Genomic DNA, 22915 nt, shown 5'->3' with positions numbered 1-22915 from the left:
GTGGACTCATCCAAGGGCAGAACCGTCGCTTCCGGGCGTCCGGTTGCCGTGCGTGACAGCACATGACTCCGCATGACGTGCGCTGACGTCGGATGACCGCGGCCCTCGTCATCGATGCGCCGCGCTCTAGCGTGGCGCCATGTCATCCACCGTCGCGTCTTCACCCACGGCTCCTGTCGGCGCCTCCGCTCCGCTGCGCATCGGGCTGTTCGCCCACCTCGCCGACCATCGCGGCGCCGTCGAGCAGACCTACCTGGATCATCTGGACCTGTTCGTGCACGCCGAGTCCCTCGGCGTCGAATCGGCCTGGGTGCGCCAGTTCCACCTCGCCCGACCGGATGCCGGACGCCTGGGCGGACTGCCGTCGCCGTTCGTGTTCCTCGGTGCGCTCGCCGCACGGACAACCACGCTGCGACTCGGAACGGCCGCGATCACGCTCCCGCTGGAGCAGGAGCTGCGTGTCGCGGAGGATGCTGCCGTGCTCGACGCGATCAGCGGCGGCCGTGTGGAGCTCGGGCTGGCGAACGGAGGGCAGCCGCAGACCGCAGCAGCCTTCGGCGTCACGCCCATCGACGACCGCGAGAAGAGCCGCAGGGCCTACCTCGGGTCGGTGGACCGGCTGACGGCCGCACTGCGCGGACGCCCGGTCACTCCCGACGGCGAGGTCCTCTCCCCGGCGCGGCCGGAGCTCGCGGATCGCGTCTGGCACGCGACGCTCACCGAGCGCAGCGCGTTCGAGACCGGGCGACGAGGCGAAGGCGTGCTGATCGGCACGACGCAGGTGGTGCCCGCCGAGATCTCGGCCGCCGCGTACCACCAGGGTCTCGCCGAGGGTGCCGCTCCACGGCTCGGGCTGTCGACCTGGATCTTCCCCGGCCGCAGCAGGGAGGAGGCCCTCGCCCGCGCCGAAGAGGGGCTGCATGCGAAGTGGGAGTGGGCGCGGGACTTCCTGCCGGAAGCCCACTCGACCGGGCAGATCGCCGACCGGCTCACGCTCCACTACGGGACGGCGGACGACATCGCCGCGTCGATCGCCCGACATCCGGCGTTCGAGCACACGACCCACGTGCAGTTGCAGCTCGACGGCCTGTACCGCGATCTCGAGGAGCAGAAGGACGCTCTCGAACTCTTCACGACCCAGGTCGCCCCGGCGCTCGAGGGCATCTCGCGTGCGGCGGTGGCGGCATGACGCGCGCGCCGCTGGTCTTCGCCGCCGGCGTCTTCTATCCGGGTGGCGAGCACATCACGGGCTGGCGCTCCCCGGGGGCGGATCCGCACTCGTACCTCGACCTCGACTACTGGACCCGCTTCGCTGCCACGGCGGAGGAAGGCCGGTTCGCGACCCTATTCCTCGCCGATGAGCTCTACGTGTGGGATCGCTTCCGCTCCGGCATCGAGCACGGCACCAACGTGCGGCTGGAGCCGTTCACCCTGCTCGGCGCGCTCTCGCAGCGGACGAAGAACATCGGGCTCGCGGCGACCGTGTCGACCACCTACAACGAGCCGTTCCACGTGGCCCGGAAGCTCGCGTCGCTCGATCACCTGAGCGGAGGCCGTGCCGCCTGGAACCTCGTGACGAGCGCGAGCGACGAGGAGGCGCGCAACTTCGGCCGCGACGCCCACCTCGAGCACGGCATCCGCTACGCCCGCGGCGAGGAGTTCGTCGAGGTCGTCACCGGCCTCTGGGACGGCTGGGACGACGACGCCTTCGTGTTCGACAAGGCGACCGGTCGTTACGCGGACAGGGCCAAGCTGCACGTGCTCGAGCATCGCGGCGCGCACTTCTCGGTGCGCGGTCCCCTCAACATCCCGCGTCCGGTGCAGGGGCATCCGCCGCTGTTCCAGGCCGGCGCCTCGGAGGCCGGGCGCGCACTGGCAGGACGGACGGCCGACGCGGTCTTCACCCTCGGCGGAGGCTCGCTCGCCTCGTCGCAGGCGCTCTACGACGACTACAAGAATCGGGCCGTCGCGGCGGGCCGCGAAGCCGACGACCTGAAGGTGCTGCCCTGGTTCTCGCCCATCATCGGAGACACGCAGGCGGATGCCGAGGAGCGGTTCCGCGAGCTCGCCGAGCTCACGCCCGAGCGCGTGCAGGTCGACCTGCTCGCCCACTACCTCGGCGTCGACCTGGGCGAGCGCGACGTCGACGAGCCGTTCACGTTCGACTTCGATCTCGAGAACTTCAACCAGTCGAAATCCGGATACCAGGCGATCGCCGACCTGCTCGCGCAGCGTCCGTACACGCTGCGTGAACTGGCGTGGGAGGTGCTGCGCAAGCGGTTCACGGTCGGCACCCCCGACACGCTCGCCGCCCACCTCATCGAGCGGTACGAGCAGCGCGCCGCCGACGGATTCATCCTGATGGCGCCGACGCTGCCCGACACCCTGACCCGTTTCGTCGAGCACATCGTGCCTCGGCTCACCGACCGCGGCATCTACCCGAGCGACTACGCGGGCAGCACGCTGCGGGAGAACCTCGGCCTCGAACGCCCCGCCGGAAGGTATGCCGCATGACCCGTCGACTGCTCCTCGGAGCCTTCCTGTTCCACCCCGGCGGCTCGCACGTGTCGGGCTGGCGTCACGAGACGGCGGAACCGCACCGGCACGTCGACGTCGACTACTACGCCGACTTCGCCGAGACCGCGGAGCGCGGAATCTTCGACACGATCTTCCTCGCCGACGGACTGTACTTCTGGGACCGCTTCCCGTCGGGCGTCGACCACTACGGACAGACCCGGCTCGAACCGCTCACCCTGCTGTCGGCGCTCGCCGCGCGCACGAGCAGCATCGGGCTGGCCGCGACCGTGTCGACGAGCTACAACGAGCCGTACCACGTCGCGCGCGCGATCGCCTCGCTCGACCACATCAGCAAGGGACGCGCGGCGTGGAACCTCGTCACCTCGCGGTATCCCGAGGAGGCGCGCAACTTCGGCGGCGATGAGCACCTCGATCACGCCCTGCGCTACGAGCGCGGCGCGGAGTTCGTCGGCCTCGTGCAGCGGCTCTGGGACAGCTGGGCCGACGATGCGATCATCGCCGATCGGGAGAGCGGGATCTTCGCCGACCCCGACAAGCTGCACGTGGCGGAGCACCGCGGCGCGCACTTCGCCGTGCGCGGCCCGCTCAACGTCAGCCGGCCGCCGCAGGGATACCCGGTGCTCTTCCAGGCCGGAGGGTCGGATGCCGGGCAGGAGCTGGCCGCGGCGACGGCGGATGCCGTGTTCGCCCGTTCGCTTCCCTTCGTCGAGGCGCAGCGCTTCTACGCCGGACTCAAGGCACGCGTCGTGGCGCACGGCCGCGACGCCGACGACGTGTCGATCCTGCCCCAGCTGCGACCGGTGGTCGCGAGGACATCGGCGGAGGCGCGGGCGCTCGCCGCCGGCATCCTGGCCTCGACGCCCGATGCGATCGTCGTCGAAGACGTGGCGCACTCGATCGGACAGGCGCTGCCCGACGACCCGGATGCCGTGATCGTCGCCGCACCCGACACCGACATCGCGAACGAGTCGAAGTCGCCCAACCGCCGCCTCGCGCGGCTGCATTCGGGGGAGCGGCTGACACCGCGCGACCTCTACGCGGAATCGTTCTGGGAGTCGGTGTCGGTCGGCAGCGCGCAAGAGGTCGCCGACGACGTGCAGGAGCGCTTCGAGAACGGCGCGGCCGACGGCTTCGTCGTGCAGGCGCTCACGCAGCCGCAGGGGTTCCGTGATTTCGTCGACCTCGTCGTACCGGAGCTGCAGCGTCGCGGTCTCACGCGCACGGCCTACGAGGAGAGCACGCTGCGCGAGCGCCTGGGCCTCGTGCGTCCCGCTCGCCGCGTCCCTGAGCCGGTGGCGCGATGAGCACGCTGGGCTTCAGCACGCGTCAGCTCCACGCGGGAGACGAGCACGACGGTCCGCATCGTCCGCGGGCGACGCCCATCCATCTCACGGCCGGCTTCGTGTTCGACGACTTCGACCAGGCCCACTCCCGCTTCGCCGGCACCGACGACGGCTTCAGCTACACGCGGGTCGGCAACCCGACCAACGCCGCGGCGGAGCGCCGCATCGCCGACCTCGAGTCGGGCACGGGTGCGCTGCTCGTGAGCACGGGCCAGGCGGCGGTCGCCACGACGATCCTCGCGCTCGTGAACACGGGCGATCACGTGCTGTCGTCCTCGAGCATCTACGAGGGCACCCGCGAGCTGTTGCGCGACGACCTCGCGCGTCTCGGTGTCGCCGTCGACTTCGTCAGCGACCCGAACGACAGCGCGGCCTGGGCAGCGGGCATCCGACCGAACACGCGGCTCGTGTTCGCCGAGTCGATCCCGAATCCGAAGAACGACGTGCTCGACATCGCCGCGCTCGCCGGTATCGCCCATCGGAACGGGGTGCCGCTCGTCGTCGACAACACGCTCGCGACACCGTATCTGCTGCGCCCCATCGAGCACGGGGCCGACATCGTCATCCACTCGGCGAGCAAGTTCCTCGCCGGCCATGGCACCGTCCTCGGAGGGGTGATCGTCGACGCCGGGTCGTTCCCCTGGGTAGCGCATGCCGCGGCGTACCCGCAGCTCGCCGAGACCCGCGGTCCCGACGGGCGGACGGTCGTCGAGCGGTCGCCGCACACCGCGTTCCTCGAGTTCGCCCGGCGTGTGGCCATGCGCTACGGCCCCGCGCCGTCCCCGCTCAACGCCTTCCTCATCCTCCAGGGGATCGAGACGCTCTCGCTGCGCGTGCAGCGGCAGTCGGACTCGGCCCTGCACCTCGCGCAGTGGCTCGAACGGCACCCGCACGTCGAATCCGTCGACTACAGCGGGCTCGCGTCCAGCCCCCACCACGCTCTGGCAGAGCGGTATCTCCCTCGCGGGTACGGCGGCGTGCTCGCCGTCACGGTGCGCGGCGGCACCGCGGGAGCACGAGCGTTCACGAACGCCCTGCGGGTCTTCACGCGGATGACGCACCTCGGAGACGTGCGCTCACTCGTGCTGCACCCGGCGACCACGACGCACGTGCTGCGCGATGCGGACGAGCTCGCAGCCGGCGGCATCGGCCCGGGCCTGCTCCGGCTGTCGATCGGCCTGGAGGATCTGCCCGACCTGATCGCCGATCTCGACCAGGCGCTGACGGCGGCGGCGCAGGCGTCGGAGCCGGTGCCGGCGCAGGTGCCGGAGCGGGCGCTCGCCGCGGTCTGAGCATCCGGCCCGATACGGTGGGGGCATGCTCCAGGCCCTCCGCACCTTCGGGCGCATCCTCGCGCGGCACTGGCCCGCGCTGATCGCCTGGTATCTCGGGGGCGAGGCCGTGCATCAGCTGCTGCTGCAGCTGGCGGGGTTCGTGGGCGGCCTCACCACGCTCGGCGGCCTTCTCCTGCTGCCGCTCGCGGTGTCCGCGCGGCTCATCTCCTACGTCGCGATGTATCTCACGGTGCAGCGCTCGCTGCCGCACAGTGCCCCTGAAGACGGTGCGGCCGAGGGCGAGACCGGTCCGCGGCGCTTCGCCCAGGCCGTGCTCACCGCGATCCTGCCCTTCTTCGCCTTCTCCGCCGCGTGGGGCATGATCGACGCCGATCTCATCGACTTCTTCCGGATCGCGAGCAGCATCGCGCTGCGGGATGCCGGATACGACCTCGACCAGCTCGGCGATCGCGGCGGGCTCGTCTCGATCGGCGTGCTGCCGGTCGTGGTGCTCGTGATCGCGCTCGCGGTCCGCATCCTGATCGCGCGATTCGGCGGACGACTGCCGTCGTGGACTCTGATCGTCGCCGCCTACGCCGAGGTCCTCTGGACCTTCATGCTCTTCACCCTCGTCGGGCAGTGGTGGGCGGATGCCAAGGAATGGATCGGCGAGCGCGCGGGAGCCGTCTGGCTCGAGGGTATCGGCGACTGGTTCGCCGCGAACCTTGTGCCGGTCGCGGCGCTGTGGGAGGGCGCGCTGTGGCTCGTCGGCATCCTGGTCGCGGCGGTCTTCATGCCCGCGGCCTGGCTGACGATCGCCGGCGTCACGTACGGCACCACGTTCGACACGACGCCGCCGGTGCTCCGTCGCTTCGAGGAGTCGCCGAAGGGCACGGTCTCACGCCTGACACGCATCGTGGCGGAGCGCTTCGAGGAGCTGTGGGCCGCTGTCGCGTTGATCTGGCGGGGTGGCCCGGTCATCTTCGGATGCCTGGCTCTGGCCTACGCGCTCTGGGCCTGGGCGGAGCAGCTCGGCTCCCGCGCCGCGCTCGGCGTCTTCGGCGGACAGGAGGTCGCGTTCTGGTCGAGCTTCCTCCCGCTGCTGCTCATCGCCGTCGGGGTGATCGCCGAGCCGCTGCGCGTCGCGATCGTGGCGACGGCTTTCGACGCGGTCATCGGCCGCCCGGAGGCGGCGATGGGAACGAGCGACTCAGAGCTCGACGACGAACCGCGCGACCTCGCCGTCGCCGGGGATCTCGAGCACGAACGGCCCATCGGCGTCGTCGGGCAGCAGGAACACGGCGAGGATGGCGTAGGGGCCTGACGCCTCCTGGCAGTACGACTCGCCCGCCTCGAACGGCACGTCGAGCACGGACCGCGCGTTGCTCCAGACGCGGTCGCCCTCCGCCTCGGCGAGCGTGAACTGTCCGCAGGTCGTCGCGTCGGATCCGCCGCCCGATTCGATCCGGATGCTGAGGGTGCGGGAGCCGGCCGGGGCGTCGAACTCGCCCCACCTCGCCGAGTCGAGCGCGAGCGTCTGGCCGGCGATCTCGGCCGACCCGTCCCGCGCCTCGACCACGGTCGTGTCGTCGGTCGAGGCGGGCAGCACGTCGAACCACACGTGCACGCCGACGACCGCCACCGCGGCCACCAGCAGGGAGACGAGGGGGACGCGCTGCCTCCGCCACCATGACGTCATGGCGCCCCCAGCCGTGGTTCCTCGATCTCGACGGCGGACGCGGTCGGCACATCGGCGAGATCCACCGGGAAGACGAGCACGTCATCGAGTTCGGGCGTCGGATAGCGACCGCTCAGGCGCAGCTCCCCGGTTCCGGAACGCAGGTCGGCGGGCAGCTCGAAGGCCAGCATCCCGACCGTGTCCGTACCCACACGGAGGGCGGTGCCGACGAGCGTCGCGGGCGGGCGCTCACTGGCCTGGAACAGCCGTCCGTCGATCAGGAGGCTCGCCACGCCTATCGCGGCGTCCACCTCGGTGGTCGGTGCGGACACGGCGAGCTCGACGACGATCCAGTTGCCCTCGGCCTCCCACTCGCTGTCGGCCACGGTCACCCGCTCGGTGCGGGTGACATCGACCACTGCGGCGGCGAGCGTGCGGGCCGTCGCGGTGCCGTCGTCCGCCGCCCCGATCGTGAACGGGTCGAGCAGGGCGGACTCCGGCGGGGTCGCCGCCGTCACCGCACCCGCGACGAGGACGAGCCCGGCGCCGATCAGCAAGGGGAGCGCCCTGCCCGCGGGACGGCGGGTCACGGTGCCGGCTCCAGGGCGAGCTGTGCGCTGAGCTCGGACCGCCGCCAGCTGATCGTCGACGCCGCGAGGATGACCTGGCCCGACTGCTCCACCGCGTCGTAGGCGTCGAGCCGGATCGTCCCCTCATCCAGGGCGGTGGCGTCGTCGTCGGCGATCGGCCACGCGATCGTCACGTCGGCCGGCACTCCGGGCTGCAGGATGACCGCCCGCTGCGACTCGTCGGCGCGCCACGATCGTGCCGTGCCCGTTGGCGTCACACCGGAGAGCTCGAGCATCGGCTCGCGGCCGATGATCATGCGGGACTCGACCCGGTCGGCCGAGCGTTCCACGCCGACGGCGCGATCGGACAGGTTCTCCAGTCGCACGGTCACCAGGAGCAGCGTCTCGCCGGGCTCCGCCTCGAGGAACTGGCTCTCCACGGTGTCGGTGAGCTCGACGTCGAGCACCGAGACGGAGTAGAGCGAGGTGCGTGCCTCGGAGCCCGCGGCGACCATGGTCGGAGTGCGGGATGCCGGGGCGAGGCCGCCGAAGCCGATGAATCCGGCGACGAGGCCGATGACCGCGGCGACGGCGATCCAGAACGGCACGGCTCGACGGCTGATCGCCGCGCGCGCCGCTCCGGCCGCGGCGTTGCGCGCGCCGGCCGCCACCCCCTGCGTCCTCGTCACGAGGTCAGCCTAGCCGGGGCGGTCCGCCCGTCGATCGACGGGCGGCTGCGGGTGTCAGTCGCCTTCTTCGAGCGGATCGGTCTCGCCGTCTTCGTGGTCGATGCCGTCGTCGGGGGTGAACACCTTGTCGTCGGAGGGTGTCTCGGTCGCAGCCTCGGCGGCCGCGTCGAAGGGGCCGGAGTCCTCGGGGTACGTGCGGGGATCGGTCATGGGGTGTCCTCTCGGGTCGGATGCTCAGACTCGCGCACGATGCGTCCGCGTGCGCGCCCGTTGACAGGGCGCCGATCGTCTGAGAGCACCCGCCGAGACGTCAGCCGGCGCAGGTCTCGAACACCCAGCCCTCGTCCGCCGGCGTGAGCAGGTCGCGGTCGCGCAGCACCATCGAGGCGGGTGATTCCCCGTCGACGCACATCTCGGCGAACGGCCGCGGAAGCTCATCCGTGTACTCGATGTCGATCACGGCATCCCCGTAGACCTCCGTGTACGCCCCGCACTCCCCGTAGGCGGCGCACTCCTCGGTGACCGCGAAATCGAAACCCGCCCTCTCACGCAGCACGCCGGCATCCTCCGCGGAGTTCTTCTGCCCGGCCGCGAGTCCGGCCCCGTGTGCGGCATCGACGAAGGCCGTGGCCAGCGCCAGGTTGTCGTCGAGGGACAGCGCACCGTCGGAGCGGGTGTAGGTGTCGAGGTTGTCGAACTCCACCGCGTCGAATCCGGCATCCGCGCAGCCCTCGATCCACACGATGACCTGGGCGGCGATCCGCTCGCGCCGATCGGCGGACGAGGTGTCGAGGAGCGCCTCATCCGGCCAGTCCGGGTCGAAGAACACCTCTCCGTCGCGGTGCAGAAGCAGATCGGCATCCCAGGTGTCGAACTCGCCGGGCTGGGTCTGGAACCCGTTCACGTAGCAGACCGAGTAGACGCCGGGAGCGGGCTCGGCCGACCGGTCGCGGCCGACGATGCCCACCTCGGCGGCCGGTTCGTAGGCGCCGCCGAGCTGATAGTCCGGCACGGCGCCCGCGGGAGGCTTCGACCATTCTCCGGAGGGATCGGATGCCGGGGGAGCATCCGTCGTGCCGGCGCAGCCGGCGAGTGCGAGCAGGATGCCGGCGGCCACGACGGCCGGGAGGCGGCGGACGGCGGCGGAGCCGAGGATCATCCCTGCGCCCACCGGCCGTCGCCTGCGAGCTCGGCGACGATCGCGGCTGCGGCGGCGCGACCCTCCGGCGCGGGCACGAGGGGGTACACATGCACGGCGCCTTCGCAGACGGTCAGCGTGACCGCCACTCCTGCCGCCCTGGCCTGCTCGCTCCAGAGCGCCGCATCGGGATGGAGGATGTCGCGGGTGCCCACGTAGAGGTGAACAGGGGGAAGGCCGGTGAGAGGCCCGTTGATCGGACTCAGCCGCGGGTCGTCAGGGTCGGTGCCGCCTGCCCAGGCGCGGGCGCACTCGCTCAGAACGGTGCGACTCAACCACGGGTCGTCGATCTTCGCGATACTCGGGTTCTCCAGCGTGAGATCGAGCCAGGGCGCGATCAGCAGCAGGCTGTCCGGCCCGTCTTCGTCGTAGGTGCGGAGGGCCTGCGCCAGCCCGAGAGCGAGGCCGCCGCCGGCGGAGTCTCCGACGACGCGGACGCGCCCGGCACCCAGCTGGCCGCGCAGCTCCCGGAACGCCCGGATCAGGAAGGGGTAGGCGTCGTGGTGGGTCCAGCGCGGCGCGAGACCGTAGTCCGGAACATCGACGCGAAGCCCGGCATCCACCATCCGCGAGACGAGCGACCAGTGCTGCGGCGCCATGCCGGCGACGTACGCGCCGCCGTGGAGGTAGAGGACTCCGTTCGTGACTCGGCCCGTGCGCGGCGTCACGGTGAAGACCGTGAACCCTTCGATCACGCGCTCGGTCACGGCGTGACGCGCCGTGAGCCGGTGCGGTGGTCGCGATTGCGGCTTCTGTCGGTCGAGGCGCTTCCGTGCCGATTCGACCGTCGCCGAGCCGGGACGATTCAGCGCGCGGAGGAGGACGGCGACTCCTCGCATCGAAAGGCTGGGCACGGCGGGCACATCGTCATCATATGTTCGTGTCGGATCGGGAATTCCCGGCGAGCGTCGGTCGTTGTGGCTACATGCAATTGCATGGACCTTGGAAAGGACCTCTTCGGTATGACCATCTACAACGTCGGCTACCTCGTCGGCAGCATCTCCTCGACCTCGATCAACCGCCGGCTCGCCCGTGCGCTGGAGAAGCTCGCGCCCCAGGCCGATCTGAACCTCTCCGACATCGCGATCTCGGACCTGCCGTTCTACACCGTCGACCACGACGGCGCGATCCCGGCCGAGGCTGCCGCATTCAAGGACAAGATCGAAGCATCCGACGCGATCATCGTCGTGACGCCGGAGTACAACCGCTCGGTCCCCGGGGTGCTCAAGAACGCGCTCGACACCGCGAGCCGCCCGTGGGGCGACAACAGCTTCGCCGGCAAGCCGTCCGCCGTCATCGGCACCTCGTCCGGCGCGATCGGCACCGCTGTCGCCCAGCAGCACCTCCGCTCGATCCTGTCGTTCCTCGCCTCTCCCGAGATGGCGCAGCCCGAGGCTTACGTGCAGATGCGCGAGGGACTGATCACCGAAGACGGCGAGGTCACCGACGAGTCCACTGCCGAGTTCCTCGTCTCCTGGCTCAAGGCCGTGCACACCCACATCGCCAAGTCGCTCAGCCCCGTCAGCTGACTCTCATGAACAGAGAAGGGGCCCGCGCGCTGCGCGGGCCCCTTCTGCGTGCCCGGGCCTCAGTTCTTGGCGCCGTACAGCTCCGCGACCTCTTTCGAACCCATGCCCTGCGTATAGGTCCCGTGCTGCGGCCAGCCCTCCGGCGAGTCCTCCCACTCCTCCTGCCGGCCGTAGGGGAGGAGATCGACGAGCCCCTGCAGCTGACTCAGCCGCTCGGTGCCGCGGCCTCCCGTGTGCCAGGTGCGGTACACCGTGTCGCCGTCGCGGAGGAACACGTTCACCGCGAACCCACCGTTCGGAGGCGCGTCGACGTCGGAGCCGAACGTGCTGTCGGCGCTGGAGTACCACTGCATGCGGTGGCCCACGCGGTCGCGGTAGGCGAGCGCCTCGTCGATCGGGCCGTTCGTGACGATCACGAAGCGCGCGTCGTAGTAGCGGTCGAGGAAGTCGAGGCGCGTGAACTGCGAGGTGAACCCGGTGCAGCCCGGGCACTGCCATTCGTTGCCGTCGGACCACATGTGGTTGTAGACGATGAGCTGCGAGCGTCCGTCGAAGATGTCGGCGAGCCGCACGGGCCCGTCGGCGCTCTCGAGCGTGTACTCCGGCATCCGCACCATCGGCAGCCGACGGCGCTGAGCGGCGATCGCGTCGAGTTCGCGCGTGGCGGCCTTCTCACGCACACGCAGCGCTTCGAGCTCGCGCTGCCACGTCTCGGCGTCGACGACGGGCGGAAGGGGTGTCTGGGCGGTGCTCACGGTGACCTCCGGATGCTGGGGCGACAGTGCATCCAGTGTGCGCGCGGCCACCGACAGCGTCAACGGCAGTCGAGCGTCAGCGGCAGTCGAGCGTCAGCGGGGGTCGAGATCGGATGCCGCGGCTTCGACCGGCGCCGCCTCGGCGGGGTTGCGACGGATGCCGATCCACGACACGACTCCGCCGAGCACCAGCAGCGAGGCGGTGACCAGGGCGGCGTTGTGGAATCCGCCGAGGTCGAGCGCCCCTCCGACGATCGTCGACAGCATCGCGACGACGAGCAGACCGGCGACGCGCGACACCGCGTTGTTCACGGCCGAGGCGATGCCCGAGTGATCCTCGTCGATGGCGCCGAGGATCGCCGCGGTCAGCGGCGCGACGGTCAGGGAGAGGCCGAGACCCATCACGATCATCGCCGGCAGCACCTGCCACCAGTAGTCGAAGTCCGCGCCGACGGTGAGCAGCAGCAGCGCCCCCGCCGCCATCACGATCGGACCGACCGTCATGAAGATGCGCGGACCCCAGCGCCCCGCCCACGCGCCGGCGCGCGAGCTGAGCAGGATCATCAGGATCGTCATGGGCAGGCTAGCCAATCCCGCGGCGGTCGCGGTGAGCCCCGCGCCCTGCTGCAGGTAGACGCCGACCACGAAGCCGTTGAGCGACAGGGCGGCGTAGACGAAGAGGGTGGCGAGGTTGCCCCACCCGAAGTCGCGCACACGGAACAGCCACAGCGGCATGAGCGGTGTCGCGGTTCCGCGCTGACGCAGCAGGAACATCACGAACAGGGCGACGCCGACGACGGCGGGAAGCCAGATCGCGGGCGACTGCCAGCCGAGGTTCGGCTGCTCGATGAGCGCGAACACGACCGCGCCGAGGCCCACGGCGCACAGTGCGCCGCTCCACCAGTCGACCTTCACGGTGCGCTGGTGCTCCGGCAGGTGCAGGCGGGCGAGCAGGAGCAGGGTGATCGCGATCGGGACGACGTTGATGAGGAACACGAAGCGCCACGACAGGAAGTCGACGAACAGGCCGCCGAGCAGGGGCCCGACGAGCATGGCGCCGGTGGTGAAGGCCGTCCACACGCCGATCGCCCTGGCCTGCACGTCGGCGCGCATGGTCGCCGTGATCAGGGCCAGCGAGCTCGGCACGAGGAGGGCACCCGCCGCCCCCTGCGCCGCGCGGGCGATGATCAGCGTCAGCGGGTCGAACGAGGCCGCCACCGCGATCGACGCCACCCCGAAGGCGATCAGCCCGATGCGCATCACGAGCACGCGGCCGTAGGCGTCGGACACCGACCCCGCGAGCAGGATCAGAGCGCTCAGCGTGATCAGGTAGGCGTCGACCACCCACTGCTGGGTCGTGATGCCGCCGCCGATCTCGCGGCTGATCGCGGGCAGCGCGACGTTGACGACGGTGCCGTCGAGGAAGGTGACGAAGGAGGCGAGCACCGCGATCGAGATCACGAGTCGCTGGACGGGGGCGAAGGATGCCACAGGCCGAGACTACTCCCGGCCGCAGACCCCGAGGGCGGCGCCGGTCACGCGACCGACGTGGGTTCCCGTCCCTGGACCGGTGCGGGGGTGCCGGCGCGGAGCAGTTCGGCGAGCCCGCGCGTGCCGTCCTGCGCGAACGCCCGGCGCTGCCGGGTCGCGCCGGTGCCGTCGACGCGGAGTCGTTCCAGGCGGTCGACGACGAACTCCTGGTCGCCGAACTGCTGCAGCGCGGGAGCGCTCGCGGTCAGCATCCGATCGACCACCGCCCAGGCGTCGGAGGCCTCACCCGTCGTGGGATCGATGAGGCGGGCGTCCATGCCGGAACGTGCGGCGGTCCAGAGCGAGGCGTCGATGCCGTCGAGGCGGTCGGCGTGCAGCGATCTGTCATCGGAAAGCATGAGGGCGCGGCAGAGCAGCGCCGCGAGCACCGCATCCTCCGGGTCGAGCTGCACGTCGAAGACCCGCACCTCGACCGTCGGGAACCGCTCCGACAGGCGCACCGCCCACGAGAGCGACGACGTCTCGCCGATCGCGTCGAGGTCGAGGAGCTGCCCGATGCGGGCGCGGTAGTCGTCCAGGTCGTGGAACCGCGGCGGAGACCACGACGACGGCAGACGGTGGATCAGCACGCTCCGCCAGCTGGCGAAAGCGGTGTCGAGGCCGTTCGCGAAAGGGCTGTTGCCGGTGAGGGCCAGCAGCACCGGGAGCCAGCCGCGGATGCGGTTCAGCGCGCGGATCCGCTCCTCGTCGTCGGCGACCTCCACGTGGACGTGCAGGCCGTTCACCTCGTGGTCGCGGCTGAGGTGCCCGAGACGGGCGGCGACGTCGTCGTAGTGCGGGGAGGGAGAGATGATCGACGTCCGCGTCGTGGCGAAGGGATGCCCCGTGGCGGCGGCGATGGCCTTCTGCTCCTGTGCATGCCAGCCCACGATGCCGCGCAGGTGTCGCACCTGAGCTTCGGCATCCTCCCGGGTGCTCACCGGTTCGGTGGCGGTCTCCAGCTGGGAGGTCAGATACTCCGCCGTGACACTGCCACCGGTGCGGAGTCGCGTGAAGCGCTCACGCGTTCCTTCGGCCATGGCCAGGGGGACGAGGGAATCCCCGTCGAGAAGGAGGAACTCCTCCTCGATGCCGAATCGAGCCATGTCGCGCTCAGTGATTCCGGAGCGCGGAGATCAGCTCGGACTTCCGCTTCTTGCTGTAGCCCGTGAGTCCGATCTCCTTGGCGCGCTTCTTCAGCTCGGGAACCGTCCAGTCGTCGTAGTCGCCCGACTCGCCGCCGCGGCGACCGACCGCCTTGCGTCCGTCGCGTGCGGCGGCGTTGGAGATGCGGGCGGCCTTCTCCTTCGAAGCGCCGTCGTCGCGGAGCTCCTCGTACAGCTCCGGATCCTTCAGCGAGTTGTTCCGTCGTCCTGGCATGATCCGTGTCTCCTCCCGATGGCACCTGAGAGGTACCTGAGTCAACCCCCTGACGGGGAAAGTCGTCCGTGGCTACGTTTGATCGCTGTAGACGGGCGCACTGTGCCCCGGCGAAAGGAAATCTGATGAACATTCTCTTGATCATCGTCATCGTCGTCGCTGTGATCCTCGCGATCACCGGCGGACTTGTGCAGTCGCTTCAGTTCCTGCTCTGGGTCGGACTGGTCCTGCTGGCCATCGCCGTGATCGCCTGGTTGATCCGAGCGATCAGCGGGAGCCGACGGGCCTGACCTCCACAAGTGAGGCCCGCCCGTCGGCGGGCCTCACTTGTCGAAGGCGTTCTTCGCGGCGTCCTTCACGTTCTCGCCGGCCTGCTTCACGTCGGCCTTGGCCTGATCGGCCTTGCCCTCGGCTTCGAGGCGCTCGTTGTCGGTGACCTTCCCGACGCCTTCCTTGACCTTTCCGCCGGCCTTCTCAGCGGCGTTCTTGATGTCATCTGCGGCACTCATGTGCTGCTCCTCTCCTAGGCGGATCGTTTGCACTCTCACCCTCGCAAATCCTCGAGGAGACGGCCAAGGGATTGACAATCTGAGGATGCCGTGTCAACGCGGCGTACCCGTCGACGGGAGCCGATCGAAGGACTAGCCTGGCGCCAGGCGGGTGCCCTGCCCGCGGACCTCGATGAAGGAAGCGGTGTGCGATGGATTCGATGATGATGGGCGCCATGTCGAAGAACATGGAGTCGATGACCGACGACATGGCGATGATGGACATGTCGGTGATGCAGGCGTGCATGGACGCCTGTTCCGCCTGCGAGCAGGCGTGCACCGTCTGCTCCACTCAGCTCATGGACTGCGCGCCGGCCTGTATGAACTGCGCTGACATGTGCAACACGATGATGCGCTCCATGATGCGGATGCAGGGGATGAACCCGGCGTCGATGATGACGATGCTCAACGCCTGCATCGCGATGTGCCAGCTCTGCATGGACGAGTGCATGCGGCACGCCGACCACAGCGAGGTCTGCAAGATGTGCGCTCAGGCCTGCCAGGCCTGCATGGACGCCTGCATGGCCATGAAGGACATGATGATGGCGAGCGCCTGACCCTTCGTCGGGCTCAGGGACCGTCGGATCGAGGATCAGGCCGCGGCGACGTTGAACTGCGTGCGTCCGACGGCGAGCACGCCGTAGCGGGCGTGCAGGGCGACCGGCGTGCCCGGTGCCGCTTCGAGCGCTGCGCCCGAGCCGTTCCACAGCGCATGCGCGGTGCCGTCGAGGCTGCGCACGACGAGGTGGCCGGAAACGGCATCCGCCGACTCCACGATGCCGTCGACCCACTCGGCCGGCGTGGCCGACGCGATGCGCGCCTGGATCAGGTGCAGGGCGTGGCCGGGCGCGAACGAGGAGCACCGGTCGCCGTGCTGGCACATGCACGCCGCACGCTCACGCACCGGGAGGGGCGAAAGGCGGTTCAGCGGCGTGGACACGGCGGTCTCCTTCGGATCGGACGTTTCGGACAGCGTAGGTCGGCATCCTGCGAGGCGGTAGGCACACCGACACGGAGTGAAACAAACAGGTGTAGGCTCGCCGGGTGCTGTTTTCGATGAGCGCCGTCTCGGCGCAGAACGGAGCCGCAGGCGCCCTCCGCGCCGCGGACAGAGGCTGAGGCCCAGCCGGAGGCGGAACCCCCGTCCCCGGTGCTGCGTCATACCCGGCATCCATCGCCGGGAACCTCTCTCTCCGATCGATTCGCCCCTTGCGGCGACCACTCCGAAAGCACTCATCTCATGCGTCCCATCGACGAGCGCGACATCCGCGCCTCCTTCATCAACGCCTCCCGCAAAGAGATCTCCGTCGTCACCCTGCCCGCGGACTTCGCCGAGCTCGACTTCGACAAGCTCGACTACCTCGGCTGGACCGATCCGAAGATGCCGCGCCGTGCGTACGTCGTGGCGTGGATCGACGACCAGCCGGTCGGCGTCGTGCTGCAGCGCGCCGAGCAGCGCGTCCTCTCCCGCGCCCAGTGCTCATGGTGCGAGGACGTGACTCTCCGCAACGACGTGCAGCTCTTCGTCGCCCGCAAGGCCGGTCCCGCCGGACGCAAGGGCGACACGGTCGGCAACCTCGCCTGCGCCGAGTTCGGCTGCTCGCGCAACGTGCGCGTGCTGCCGCCGCTGGCGTACCAGGGCTACGACCGCGAGCTCGCCCGCGAGATGCGCATCCTGCGGCTGCAGGAGCACATCGCGGGGTTCCTTCAGGCGGTCGCCGGGTGAGGATTCCTTTCCCGCCCTGACGCGCGACGGCCGGACACCGTCCGGCCGTCGCGGGTCGATTCTTGTGATCGCGCCGGGTGGGTCGTACTCTGTGACTGTCAGATGCTCGACCCACCCCGGGCACGACGACGGCGTCAGCCTCCTGCATTGCGCAAAGGACCCGCCGTGAATCACTCTCAGCACATCGCTCTCGTCGCTCACGACAACATGAAGTCCGCCCTCCTCCAGTGGGCCGAATTCAACCGGGGCTCGCTCTCCCACCATCATCTCTACGCCACGGGAACCACCGGCGCGATGCTGTCGTTGGCGCTCGATCTGCCCGTCGCACGGTTCCTGTCGGGACCGCACGGGGGTGATCAGCAGATCGGCGCGAAGATCGCCGAAGGGCAGCTCGACATGCTTGTCTTCTTCTGGGACCCGCTCTCCGCGCAGCCGCACGACCCCGATGTGAAGGCGCTGCTGCGCATGGCCACGGTGTGGAACGTTCCCACCGCACTCAACACCGCCAGCGCCGACATGCTCATCTCCTCTCCTCTCCTCACCAACGGCTATTCACGCGCGCGCCCACTTCTCGCGAGGAGCGGTTCCGCGTACGCCGTCGACTGAGGATGACGATCCGGAGGAGCGTCGTCCTCGAGATCCGTCTCACATGGGGTCATCCCGGCGCGGCACGTCGAACGTCGTCACGGTCTCCTCGTCGTCGCAGGCTTCGCCGACCCACAGCCGGAACCTTCCTGGTTCCACCCTGCGGATGCCGTCGGTGCCGGTGAAGGCGAGGCGTTCGACGGGTATGTCGAACGTCACGCGCTCCTCGGCGCCGGAGGCGAGGGGCATCCGCTGGAAGCCGATCAGCTGCGCCACCGGACGAGTGACGCTCGCGACCTCGTCGTGCGCGTAGAGCTGCACGACATCCACCCCGTCCCGGTCGCCCGTATTGCGCACCAGCACTGACGCCCGCACGACGTCGGCGCGCGGCGTGACCGCGAGGTCTTCATGGCTGAATGTGGTGTAGCCGAGCCCGAAGCCGAACGGCCGGACGGGAGTCGGGTCGGCGCTGGTGACGTCGGCCCGGCCACCCAGCACCGGATGCAGGTACGAGTACGGCTGCGCTCCGGCTGAGCGCGGCATCGACACCGGCAGTCGTCCCGAGGGGGAGACCCGACCGCTGAGCAGGTGGGCCAGCGCCGGGCCGCCTTCCTCGCCGGGGAAGAACGCCTGCAGGACGGCCGCCGGGCGCAGCGCGGGTTCCACGGAGCCGGCTGTCGCCGACGGCGCCGCGGAGTTCACGGCACCCAGCCCGACCATCGCCCCGACCGCTCCGGCGCGCGGAGGCAGCGCCCAGTCCAGGGCGTACGGGCGGCCGGTCATCGCGATCAGGATCACCGGAGTGCCGGTCGCGACGACCGCCTCGACGAGTTCGCGCTGGATGCCGGGGAGTTCGAGCGACTCGACGTCGTTGCCCTCACCGACGGTGCCGCGCCCGAAGAGCCCGGCCCGATCCCCGACCACGAGGATCGCGACATCCGCCGTCTCGGCATCCGCCACGGCCGCGGCGATACCGGTGCGATCGGCGCTCTCCACATCGGTTCCGACGGCGTGCGTGATCACGGCATCCGTGTACTCGTCGCGCAGCGCGTCGAGAACCGTCGGCAGCGCGATCCCGGCGGGCACGCCGGGGTGATGCGCGAGCACGTGATTGACGAACGAGTAGCAGCCCATGAGTGCCTCGGCGCTGTCGGCGTTGGGGCCGATCACCGCGATCCTCGAGCCGGTCGAGGACGTCAGCGGCAGGATGCCGTCGTTGCTCAGCAGCACGATCGACTCCTCCGCGAGCCGCTGCGCCAGCGCGCGGTGCGCGGGGGAGTCCAGCTCGACGGATGCCGGTGGCTCCGAGAAGTCGGCATCCAGCAGTCCGAGGTCCTCTTTTTGCGACAGCACCCGCGCGACGGCGCGATCGAGCGCGGCCTCGGGCAGCCGTCCGTCGCGCACCTGCGCAGCGAGCGTCGTGTAGGCATCGGGCGACGGCAACTCGACGTCGATGCCGGCGGTGAGCGCGAGGCGGGCGGCATCCGCGGAGTCCGCTGCGACCCGGTGCATGCTGCGCAGGAAGTCGACCGCGAAGTAGTCCGACACGACGACGCCGTCGAAGCCCCAGCGCTCCCGCAGCACGCCGGTGAGATACCGAGGGTCGGCTCCGACGGGCACCCCGTCGATGTCGGCGTACGAGTTCATCACGCTGCGCGCCCCGCCCTCCCGCAGGGCCATCTCGAACGGAGGCAGCAGGACGTCCTCGATCTCGCGCGGCCCCGCGTGCACGGGCGCGTGGTTGCGCCCGGCACGCGAGGCGGAGTAGCCGATGAAGTGCTTCAGCGTCGCGTGCACGCCGGCCGACTGCAGACCCTTCACGTACGCGGTGCCGATCGTCCCGACGACCAGCGGGTCCTCGGCGATGCACTCGTCGACCCGGCCCCACCGCGGGTCGCGGATCACGTCGAGCACCGGGGCGAGGCCCTGGTGGATGCCGAGCGCCCGCATCGATTCGCCGATCGCCGCTCCCACCACTTCGACGAGCTCCGGGTCGAAGGACGCGCCCCACGCGAGCGGCGTCGGGAACGTCGCCGCCTTCCAGGCCGCGAGGCCGGTCAGGCACTCCTCGTGCACGATGGCGGGGATGCCGAGACGCGTCTCGCGCTGCAGCCGCGCCTGCTCGGCCCAGAGCCACTGCGCGCGCTCGATCGGGTCGACCGGGCGGGTGCCGTAGACGCGGGTGAGGTGGCCGATGCCGTCTGCACTCGCCTCCTCGTAGCGCGTCGAGCTCTTCTTCTCGCCGGCGAGCGGGGCGACGACCTCGTCGCCCTGGTCCACCCAGAACCCCACGAGCTGGGCCTGCTTCTCCTCGAGCGTCATCTGCCCGAGGAGGGCCTCGACGCGGGGCGAGAGGTGGGGAAGGGTGGTCTGCGGGAGCACGTCTGTCTCTTTCATCGTCGGGGATCCTGCCGTCGGGCGCACCGCGGTCATCCCTTCACCGCGCCGGTGAGCCCGCCGACGATGCGCCGTTCGAAGACGCTGAAGAAGATGAGCGCCGGGATCATCGACAGCGAGGTGAACGCCAGCACTTTCGCGGTGTCCACCGAGTACTGCGACGCGAACGACTGCACACCGAGCGGGAGGGTGAACGCGGACGCGTCATTGAGGATGAACAGCGGCAGCAGATAGCCGTTCCAGCTGCCGATGAAGGCCAGGATGCCGGTGGTGATCACCCCCGGCAACGACAGCGGCAGGACCATCCTCCAGAAGAACCCGAGGCGGCTGCATCCGTCGATGAATGCGGCCTCCTGGATCTCATCCGGGATGGCGCGCAGGAACGGTACGAGGATGATGATCGTCGTCGGCAGGGCGAACGCGATCTGCGGCAGGATCACGCCGCCGAGGGAGTTCATCAGCCCGAGGCTGCGCACGACGATGTAGAGCGGGGTGATCGCCACCGTCAGCGGGAACATGAGCCCGGCCGCGAAGAACGCGTAGAGCACGCCGCGGCCGGCGAAGCGGTAGCGCGCGAGCACGTACGCCGCCATGAGACCGAGCGCGACCACGCCCAGCGTCGTCGTGAGGGCGACGATCAGCGAGTTGAGCACCTGCCGCCAGAAGATGCCGCCGGTGAGCACATCGAGGTAGTTCGAGATCACCCAGGGCTGCGGCAGACCGGACGGGTCGGTCGTGATCTGCGCGTTGGTGCGGAATCCGCCGACGATGATGTACGCGATCGGGGCCAGCATCAGCCCGACGACGATCAACGCGACGAAATACACCGCGGGGCTCGCCCAGGGCAGCCGTGGGCGGGAGGCTTTCCGGCCGTCGAACCGCTGCGTGACGAGTGTGGAGGTGGCGGTCATCGCTTGACCTTCTTCCTTCCGGCGCCGGTGAGGGCGCCATCCGTGTCGCGCTTGAGGACGGCCCGCTGATAGATCAGGGCGACCACGAGCGAGATCAGGAACAGCACCACCGCGACGGCGTTGCCGTAGCCGAAGTTCCCGGCGTTGCGACCCTCCGAGACCATGTAGGTCGCCATGGTCGAGGTGCCGGCGGTGGAGGCGATGTACTGCCCCCAGATGATGTAGACGAGATCGAACAGCTGCAGCGAGCCGATGATCGACAGGAACGCCCAGATGCGCAGCGTCGGTGCCAGCAGAGGCAGGGTGATCCGCCACTGGATCTGCCAGTACGAGGCGCCGTCGATGGCCGCGGCCTCGTGCAGCTCATCGGGGATGCCCTGGAGACCTGCGAGGAAGAGGATGACGGCGAAGCCCACGTACTTCCACGTGATGATCGCCATCAGCGTCCAGATCGCGATGCCGGGGTCGGACAGCCAGTCGTTCGCCAGGAAGCCCAGCCCCATGTTCGTCAGCAGCGCGTTGAGGGCGCCGCTGGTCTGCAGCATCAGGCTCCAGCCCGTGCCCACGACGACCTCGGAGATCACGTACGGCACGAAGATCAGCACGCGGATCAGCGACTGTCCCCGCATCCGCCGGTTCAGAAGCAGCGCGAGCAGGATCGCCACCGGCCCCTGGAGCACGAGCGACATCACCAGGATGACGCCGTTGTGCGCGAGGGCGTCGTGGAAGAGCGGGTCCTGCAGGATCGTGAGGTAGTTCTTCAGGCCGACGAAGTCCGTCGGCGGGCCGTATCCCTGCCAGCTGAAGAAGCCGTAGTACGCGGCCATCAGCACCGGGAAGATGACGAAGGCGAGGAAGACGAGCAGGGCGGGCCCGGCCAGAAGGATCACTTCCAGCCGGGCGAGCGCCTTACGCCTTCGCTGCAGCATCCTTGACAGCCTGGACGATGTCCTCCGGGGATCCCTGGCCGGCGAGCATCGTCACCACGGCCACGTTGAGGGCGTTGCCGACGTTCTGTCCGTAGACGGTGTCGAGCCACTGCGACGCGTAGGGCGCCGCGTTGTAGGCCTCGAGGATCGTCTGCAGGTACGGCTCGGTGACGGCCTCCTGCGCGACGGTGTTGACCGGCGGGGCGTTGAAGGCCTTGTAGTACGCCGTCTGTACCTCGGAGGTGCCGAGGAAGTTGAGGAAGTCGACGCACGCGTCGGGCGCATCGACCGAGCACGAGTAGCCGTCGACGCCGCCCATCATCGATCCGGGCTCGCCTTCGCCGCCCTCGACCTCGGGGAACGGGAACCAGGAGAGGTCAGCGAGCGGCTTCTGGTCGGGGGTGAGCGAGCCGATGACGCCGGGGTTCCAGGCGCCCATGAGCTCCATGGCGGCCTGATGGTTGGCGATGAGTCCGGCGGAGCTCGCGGCGCCCTGCTGCGCGGTCGTGGTCAGGAAGCCGCTGTTGAACGGCTCGGTGGCGGCGAAGTCCTGCAGGTCCTCGCCGGCGCGGATCCAGCACTCGTCGTCGAAGTTCATCTCGTCGGCGGCCTGCGCGAGCGTGTCAGAGCTGCACTCGCGGAGTGCGAACCAGTAGTACCAGTGCGCGGCCGGCCAGGCGTCCTTCGCGCCGAGCGCGATGGGCTCGACGCCCGCTGCCTTGAGCGCTTCCGTCGCCGTCTCGAGCTCGTCGATCGTGGTGGGGGTCTCGGTGATGCCCGCCCTGTCGAACAGATCCTGGCTGTAGAAGAGCCCGCCGGGGAGCACGGCGACCGGCATCGCGTAGATCTTGTCGTCGAGGCTGCTGGCGGAGTATGCGGCATCCGGGATCTCGTCGGCAGCGGGCCCGTCGATCGCGTCGGTGAGGTCTTTGAGCTGTCCGGCCTTCACCATCGCGGCCATCTTGCCGCCGCCGCGCTGCAGGAAGATGTCGGGGGCATCGCCCGAGTTGAGCGCGGTCTGCAGCTTGCCGTCGAGGTCTTCGTTCTGGATGGACTGGATCTCGATCGTGACGCCGGGGTTCGCCTTCTCGAAGTCGGCGACCGTGGCCTCCCAGAACTCGACACCGGGACCGGTGGTCGAGTTGTGCCAGAGGGTCATGCTGTCGCCGTCACCACCGGAGCCGCCGCCGGTGTCGCCTGCTGTACATCCCGAGAGTGCGAGTGCTCCGACGGCGAGTAGCGCCGCGGAGGCGAGGGGGAGCCTTCTGCTGATCATGTGATTGTTCTCCTCATCGAGTTGCGCGCCGCGTCACTGCGGGGCGCCCGCGGCAGCTCG

At 69.8% G+C, this 22915-nt stretch carries 26 protein-coding genes; 10 read left to right on the top strand and 16 right to left on the bottom strand.

Annotated features, from left to right (window positions below; translation table 11 throughout):
* Positions 1–139: 139 nt before the first annotated feature.
* From LC452_RS01990 to LC452_RS01970, 5 genes are read left to right on the top strand one after another with little or no spacing between them, the layout of a single operon-like run.
* Positions 140–1189: an LLM class flavin-dependent oxidoreductase gene (locus LC452_RS01990; protein WP_223622344.1), complete on the top strand. Its 1050-nt coding sequence runs from the start codon at positions 140–142 to the stop codon at positions 1187–1189.
* A complete protein-coding gene (locus tag LC452_RS01985) occupies positions 1186–2514 on the top strand; it encodes an LLM class flavin-dependent oxidoreductase (protein ID WP_223622343.1) in 1329 nt (442 codons plus the stop codon). The genes LC452_RS01990 and LC452_RS01985 overlap by 4 nt, the downstream gene beginning before the upstream one ends.
* Complete coding sequence (locus LC452_RS01980) at positions 2511–3842, top strand: NtaA/DmoA family FMN-dependent monooxygenase (protein WP_223622342.1); 1332 nt, start codon at positions 2511–2513, stop codon at positions 3840–3842. The genes LC452_RS01985 and LC452_RS01980 overlap by 4 nt, the downstream gene beginning before the upstream one ends.
* Positions 3839–5173 carry an O-acetylhomoserine aminocarboxypropyltransferase/cysteine synthase family protein gene (locus LC452_RS01975; protein WP_223622341.1) on the top strand — a complete coding sequence of 445 codons (1335 nt, stop codon included), beginning with the start codon at positions 3839–3841 and terminating at the stop codon, positions 5171–5173. Before LC452_RS01980 ends, LC452_RS01975 begins: the two co-directional genes overlap by 4 nt.
* 25 nt (positions 5174–5198) lie before the next feature.
* A complete protein-coding gene (locus LC452_RS01970; RefSeq protein ID WP_223622340.1) occupies positions 5199–6479 on the top strand; it encodes a hypothetical protein in 1281 nt (426 codons plus the stop codon).
* Here LC452_RS01970 and LC452_RS01965 read toward each other — a convergent pair.
* The 6 genes from LC452_RS01965 to LC452_RS01940 form a co-directional block, all read right to left on the bottom strand.
* Positions 6366–6854 carry a hypothetical protein gene (locus LC452_RS01965; RefSeq protein WP_223622339.1) on the bottom strand — a complete coding sequence of 163 codons (489 nt, stop codon included), beginning with the start codon at positions 6852–6854 and terminating at the stop codon, positions 6366–6368. The genes LC452_RS01970 and LC452_RS01965 overlap by 114 nt on opposite strands.
* On the bottom strand, positions 6851–7423 hold the full coding sequence (locus tag LC452_RS01960; protein ID WP_223622338.1) for a hypothetical protein: 573 nt from the start codon (positions 7421–7423) through the stop codon (positions 6851–6853). The genes LC452_RS01965 and LC452_RS01960 overlap by 4 nt, the downstream gene beginning before the upstream one ends.
* Positions 7420–8091, bottom strand: coding sequence for a DUF4352 domain-containing protein (locus LC452_RS01955; protein WP_223622337.1), 672 nt, complete (start codon positions 8089–8091; stop codon positions 7420–7422). Before LC452_RS01955 ends, LC452_RS01960 begins: the two co-directional genes overlap by 4 nt.
* 54 nt (positions 8092–8145) lie before the next feature.
* Positions 8146–8301, bottom strand: a complete 156-nt coding sequence (locus LC452_RS01950; protein ID WP_223622336.1) for a hypothetical protein — start codon at positions 8299–8301, stop codon at positions 8146–8148.
* Between the two features lie 100 nt (positions 8302–8401).
* Positions 8402–9250, bottom strand: coding sequence for an endo alpha-1,4 polygalactosaminidase (locus LC452_RS01945; protein ID WP_223622335.1), 849 nt, complete (start codon positions 9248–9250; stop codon positions 8402–8404).
* The gene (locus tag LC452_RS01940) at positions 9247–9996 is read right to left on the bottom strand and encodes an alpha/beta hydrolase fold domain-containing protein (RefSeq protein ID WP_223622334.1); all 750 of its coding nucleotides are present in this window, start codon (positions 9994–9996) and stop codon (positions 9247–9249) included. Before LC452_RS01940 ends, LC452_RS01945 begins: the two co-directional genes overlap by 4 nt.
* Positions 9997–10251: 255 nt before the next feature.
* On the opposite strand from LC452_RS01940, the gene LC452_RS01935 reads away from it, so the two are divergent.
* The gene (locus LC452_RS01935; RefSeq protein WP_223622333.1) at positions 10252–10818 is read left to right on the top strand and encodes an NADPH-dependent FMN reductase; all 567 of its coding nucleotides are present in this window, start codon (positions 10252–10254) and stop codon (positions 10816–10818) included.
* Positions 10819–10877: 59 nt separating this feature from the next.
* Here LC452_RS01935 and LC452_RS01930 read toward each other — a convergent pair whose 3' ends face one another.
* From LC452_RS01930 to LC452_RS01915, 4 genes are all read right to left on the bottom strand, one after another.
* Positions 10878–11573: a DUF899 family protein gene (locus LC452_RS01930; protein WP_223624676.1), complete on the bottom strand. Its 696-nt coding sequence runs from the start codon at positions 11571–11573 to the stop codon at positions 10878–10880.
* Positions 11574–11666: 93 nt separating this feature from the next.
* Complete coding sequence (locus LC452_RS01925) at positions 11667–13064, bottom strand: MFS transporter (protein ID WP_223622332.1); 1398 nt, start codon at positions 13062–13064, stop codon at positions 11667–11669.
* A 44-nt stretch (positions 13065–13108) separates the two neighbouring features.
* On the bottom strand, positions 13109–14209 hold the full coding sequence (locus tag LC452_RS01920; protein ID WP_223622331.1) for a YbdK family carboxylate-amine ligase: 1101 nt from the start codon (positions 14207–14209) through the stop codon (positions 13109–13111).
* 7 nt (positions 14210–14216) lie between these two features.
* Positions 14217–14483, bottom strand: a complete 267-nt coding sequence (locus LC452_RS01915; protein WP_223622330.1) for a Rho termination factor N-terminal domain-containing protein — start codon at positions 14481–14483, stop codon at positions 14217–14219.
* Between the two features lie 125 nt (positions 14484–14608).
* Here LC452_RS01915 and LC452_RS01910 point away from each other — a divergent pair, with 125 nt between their 5' ends.
* Entirely contained in the window at positions 14609–14773 is a 165-nt protein-coding gene (locus LC452_RS01910) for a hypothetical protein (protein ID WP_162836769.1), read from the top strand.
* A gap of 33 nt (positions 14774–14806) precedes the next feature.
* Here the strand turns inward: LC452_RS01910 and LC452_RS01905 are convergent, their stop codons facing one another.
* Complete coding sequence (locus tag LC452_RS01905) at positions 14807–14992, bottom strand: CsbD family protein (protein WP_136056866.1); 186 nt, start codon at positions 14990–14992, stop codon at positions 14807–14809.
* A gap of 191 nt (positions 14993–15183) precedes the next feature.
* Here LC452_RS01905 and LC452_RS01900 point away from each other — a divergent pair, with 191 nt between their 5' ends.
* Positions 15184–15588 carry a hypothetical protein gene (locus tag LC452_RS01900; protein ID WP_136056867.1) on the top strand — a complete coding sequence of 135 codons (405 nt, stop codon included), beginning with the start codon at positions 15184–15186 and terminating at the stop codon, positions 15586–15588.
* A 35-nt stretch (positions 15589–15623) separates the two neighbouring features.
* On the opposite strand, the gene LC452_RS01895 is transcribed toward LC452_RS01900, so the two are convergent.
* Positions 15624–15971 (bottom strand): hypothetical protein, encoded by a 348-nt coding sequence (locus LC452_RS01895; protein ID WP_223622329.1) that lies wholly within the window; start codon positions 15969–15971, stop codon positions 15624–15626.
* Positions 15972–16271: 300 nt separating this feature from the next.
* Between LC452_RS01895 and LC452_RS01890 the strand changes: the two genes are divergently transcribed.
* Complete coding sequence (locus LC452_RS01890; RefSeq protein WP_223622328.1) at positions 16272–16757, top strand: FBP domain-containing protein; 486 nt, start codon at positions 16272–16274, stop codon at positions 16755–16757.
* Between the two features lie 165 nt (positions 16758–16922).
* Positions 16923–17363 (top strand): methylglyoxal synthase, encoded by a 441-nt coding sequence (locus tag LC452_RS01885; protein ID WP_223622327.1) that lies wholly within the window; start codon positions 16923–16925, stop codon positions 17361–17363.
* A gap of 39 nt (positions 17364–17402) precedes the next feature.
* On the opposite strand, the gene LC452_RS01880 is transcribed toward LC452_RS01885, so the two are convergent.
* The 4 genes from LC452_RS01880 to LC452_RS01865 are packed head-to-tail and all read right to left on the bottom strand — an operon-like array spanning position 17403 to position 22855.
* The gene (locus LC452_RS01880; RefSeq protein ID WP_223622326.1) at positions 17403–19739 is read right to left on the bottom strand and encodes a beta-glucosidase; all 2337 of its coding nucleotides are present in this window, start codon (positions 19737–19739) and stop codon (positions 17403–17405) included.
* Between the two features lie 32 nt (positions 19740–19771).
* Positions 19772–20650 carry a carbohydrate ABC transporter permease gene (locus tag LC452_RS01875; protein WP_223622325.1) on the bottom strand — a complete coding sequence of 293 codons (879 nt, stop codon included), beginning with the start codon at positions 20648–20650 and terminating at the stop codon, positions 19772–19774.
* Positions 20647–21579 carry a carbohydrate ABC transporter permease gene (locus LC452_RS01870; protein ID WP_223622324.1) on the bottom strand — a complete coding sequence of 311 codons (933 nt, stop codon included), beginning with the start codon at positions 21577–21579 and terminating at the stop codon, positions 20647–20649. Before LC452_RS01870 ends, LC452_RS01875 begins: the two co-directional genes overlap by 4 nt.
* The gene (locus LC452_RS01865; RefSeq protein ID WP_223622323.1) at positions 21560–22855 is read right to left on the bottom strand and encodes an extracellular solute-binding protein; all 1296 of its coding nucleotides are present in this window, start codon (positions 22853–22855) and stop codon (positions 21560–21562) included. Before LC452_RS01865 ends, LC452_RS01870 begins: the two co-directional genes overlap by 20 nt.
* Positions 22856–22915 lie beyond the last annotated feature (60 nt).

Source organism: Microbacterium sp. EST19A (assembly GCF_019969685.1).
Taxonomy (GTDB): domain Bacteria; phylum Actinomycetota; class Actinomycetes; order Actinomycetales; family Microbacteriaceae; genus Microbacterium.
The sequence above is the reverse complement of the archived record's forward strand: the minus strand, read 5'-3'. Positions and strand labels throughout refer to the sequence as shown.

Bases quoted from the DNA above. Each gene is read 5' to 3' on its own strand.
- LC452_RS01935 (WP_223622333.1), top strand. From the start codon at position 10,252: ATGACCATCTACAACGTCGGCTACCTCGTCGGCAGCATCTCCTCGACC.
- LC452_RS01910 (WP_162836769.1), top strand. From the start codon at position 14,609: ATGAACATTCTCTTGATCATCGTCATCGTCGTCGCTGTGATCCTCGCG.
- LC452_RS01870 (WP_223622324.1), bottom strand. From the start codon at position 21,579: ATGCTGCAGCGAAGGCGTAAGGCGCTCGCCCGGCTGGAAGTGATCCTT.
- LC452_RS01965 (WP_223622339.1), bottom strand. From the start codon at position 6,854: ATGACGTCATGGTGGCGGAGGCAGCGCGTCCCCCTCGTCTCCCTGCTG.
- LC452_RS01905 (WP_136056866.1), bottom strand. From the start codon at position 14,992: ATGAGTGCCGCAGATGACATCAAGAACGCCGCTGAGAAGGCCGGCGGA.
- LC452_RS01880 (WP_223622326.1), bottom strand. From the start codon at position 19,739: ATGAAAGAGACAGACGTGCTCCCGCAGACCACCCTTCCCCACCTCTCG.
- LC452_RS01875 (WP_223622325.1), bottom strand. From the start codon at position 20,650: ATGACCGCCACCTCCACACTCGTCACGCAGCGGTTCGACGGCCGGAAA.
- LC452_RS01950 (WP_223622336.1), bottom strand. From the start codon at position 8,301: ATGACCGATCCCCGCACGTACCCCGAGGACTCCGGCCCCTTCGACGCG.
- LC452_RS01920 (WP_223622331.1), bottom strand. From the start codon at position 14,209: ATGGCTCGATTCGGCATCGAGGAGGAGTTCCTCCTTCTCGACGGGGAT.
- LC452_RS01915 (WP_223622330.1), bottom strand. From the start codon at position 14,483: ATGCCAGGACGACGGAACAACTCGCTGAAGGATCCGGAGCTGTACGAG.
- LC452_RS01975 (WP_223622341.1), top strand. From the start codon at position 3,839: ATGAGCACGCTGGGCTTCAGCACGCGTCAGCTCCACGCGGGAGACGAG.
- LC452_RS01970 (WP_223622340.1), top strand. From the start codon at position 5,199: ATGCTCCAGGCCCTCCGCACCTTCGGGCGCATCCTCGCGCGGCACTGG.
- LC452_RS01890 (WP_223622328.1), top strand. From the start codon at position 16,272: ATGCGTCCCATCGACGAGCGCGACATCCGCGCCTCCTTCATCAACGCC.
- LC452_RS01980 (WP_223622342.1), top strand. From the start codon at position 2,511: ATGACCCGTCGACTGCTCCTCGGAGCCTTCCTGTTCCACCCCGGCGGC.
- LC452_RS01990 (WP_223622344.1), top strand. From the start codon at position 140: ATGTCATCCACCGTCGCGTCTTCACCCACGGCTCCTGTCGGCGCCTCC.
- LC452_RS01945 (WP_223622335.1), bottom strand. From the start codon at position 9,250: ATGATCCTCGGCTCCGCCGCCGTCCGCCGCCTCCCGGCCGTCGTGGCC.
- LC452_RS01900 (WP_136056867.1), top strand. From the start codon at position 15,184: ATGGATTCGATGATGATGGGCGCCATGTCGAAGAACATGGAGTCGATG.
- LC452_RS01985 (WP_223622343.1), top strand. From the start codon at position 1,186: ATGACGCGCGCGCCGCTGGTCTTCGCCGCCGGCGTCTTCTATCCGGGT.
- LC452_RS01865 (WP_223622323.1), bottom strand. From the start codon at position 22,855: ATGATCAGCAGAAGGCTCCCCCTCGCCTCCGCGGCGCTACTCGCCGTC.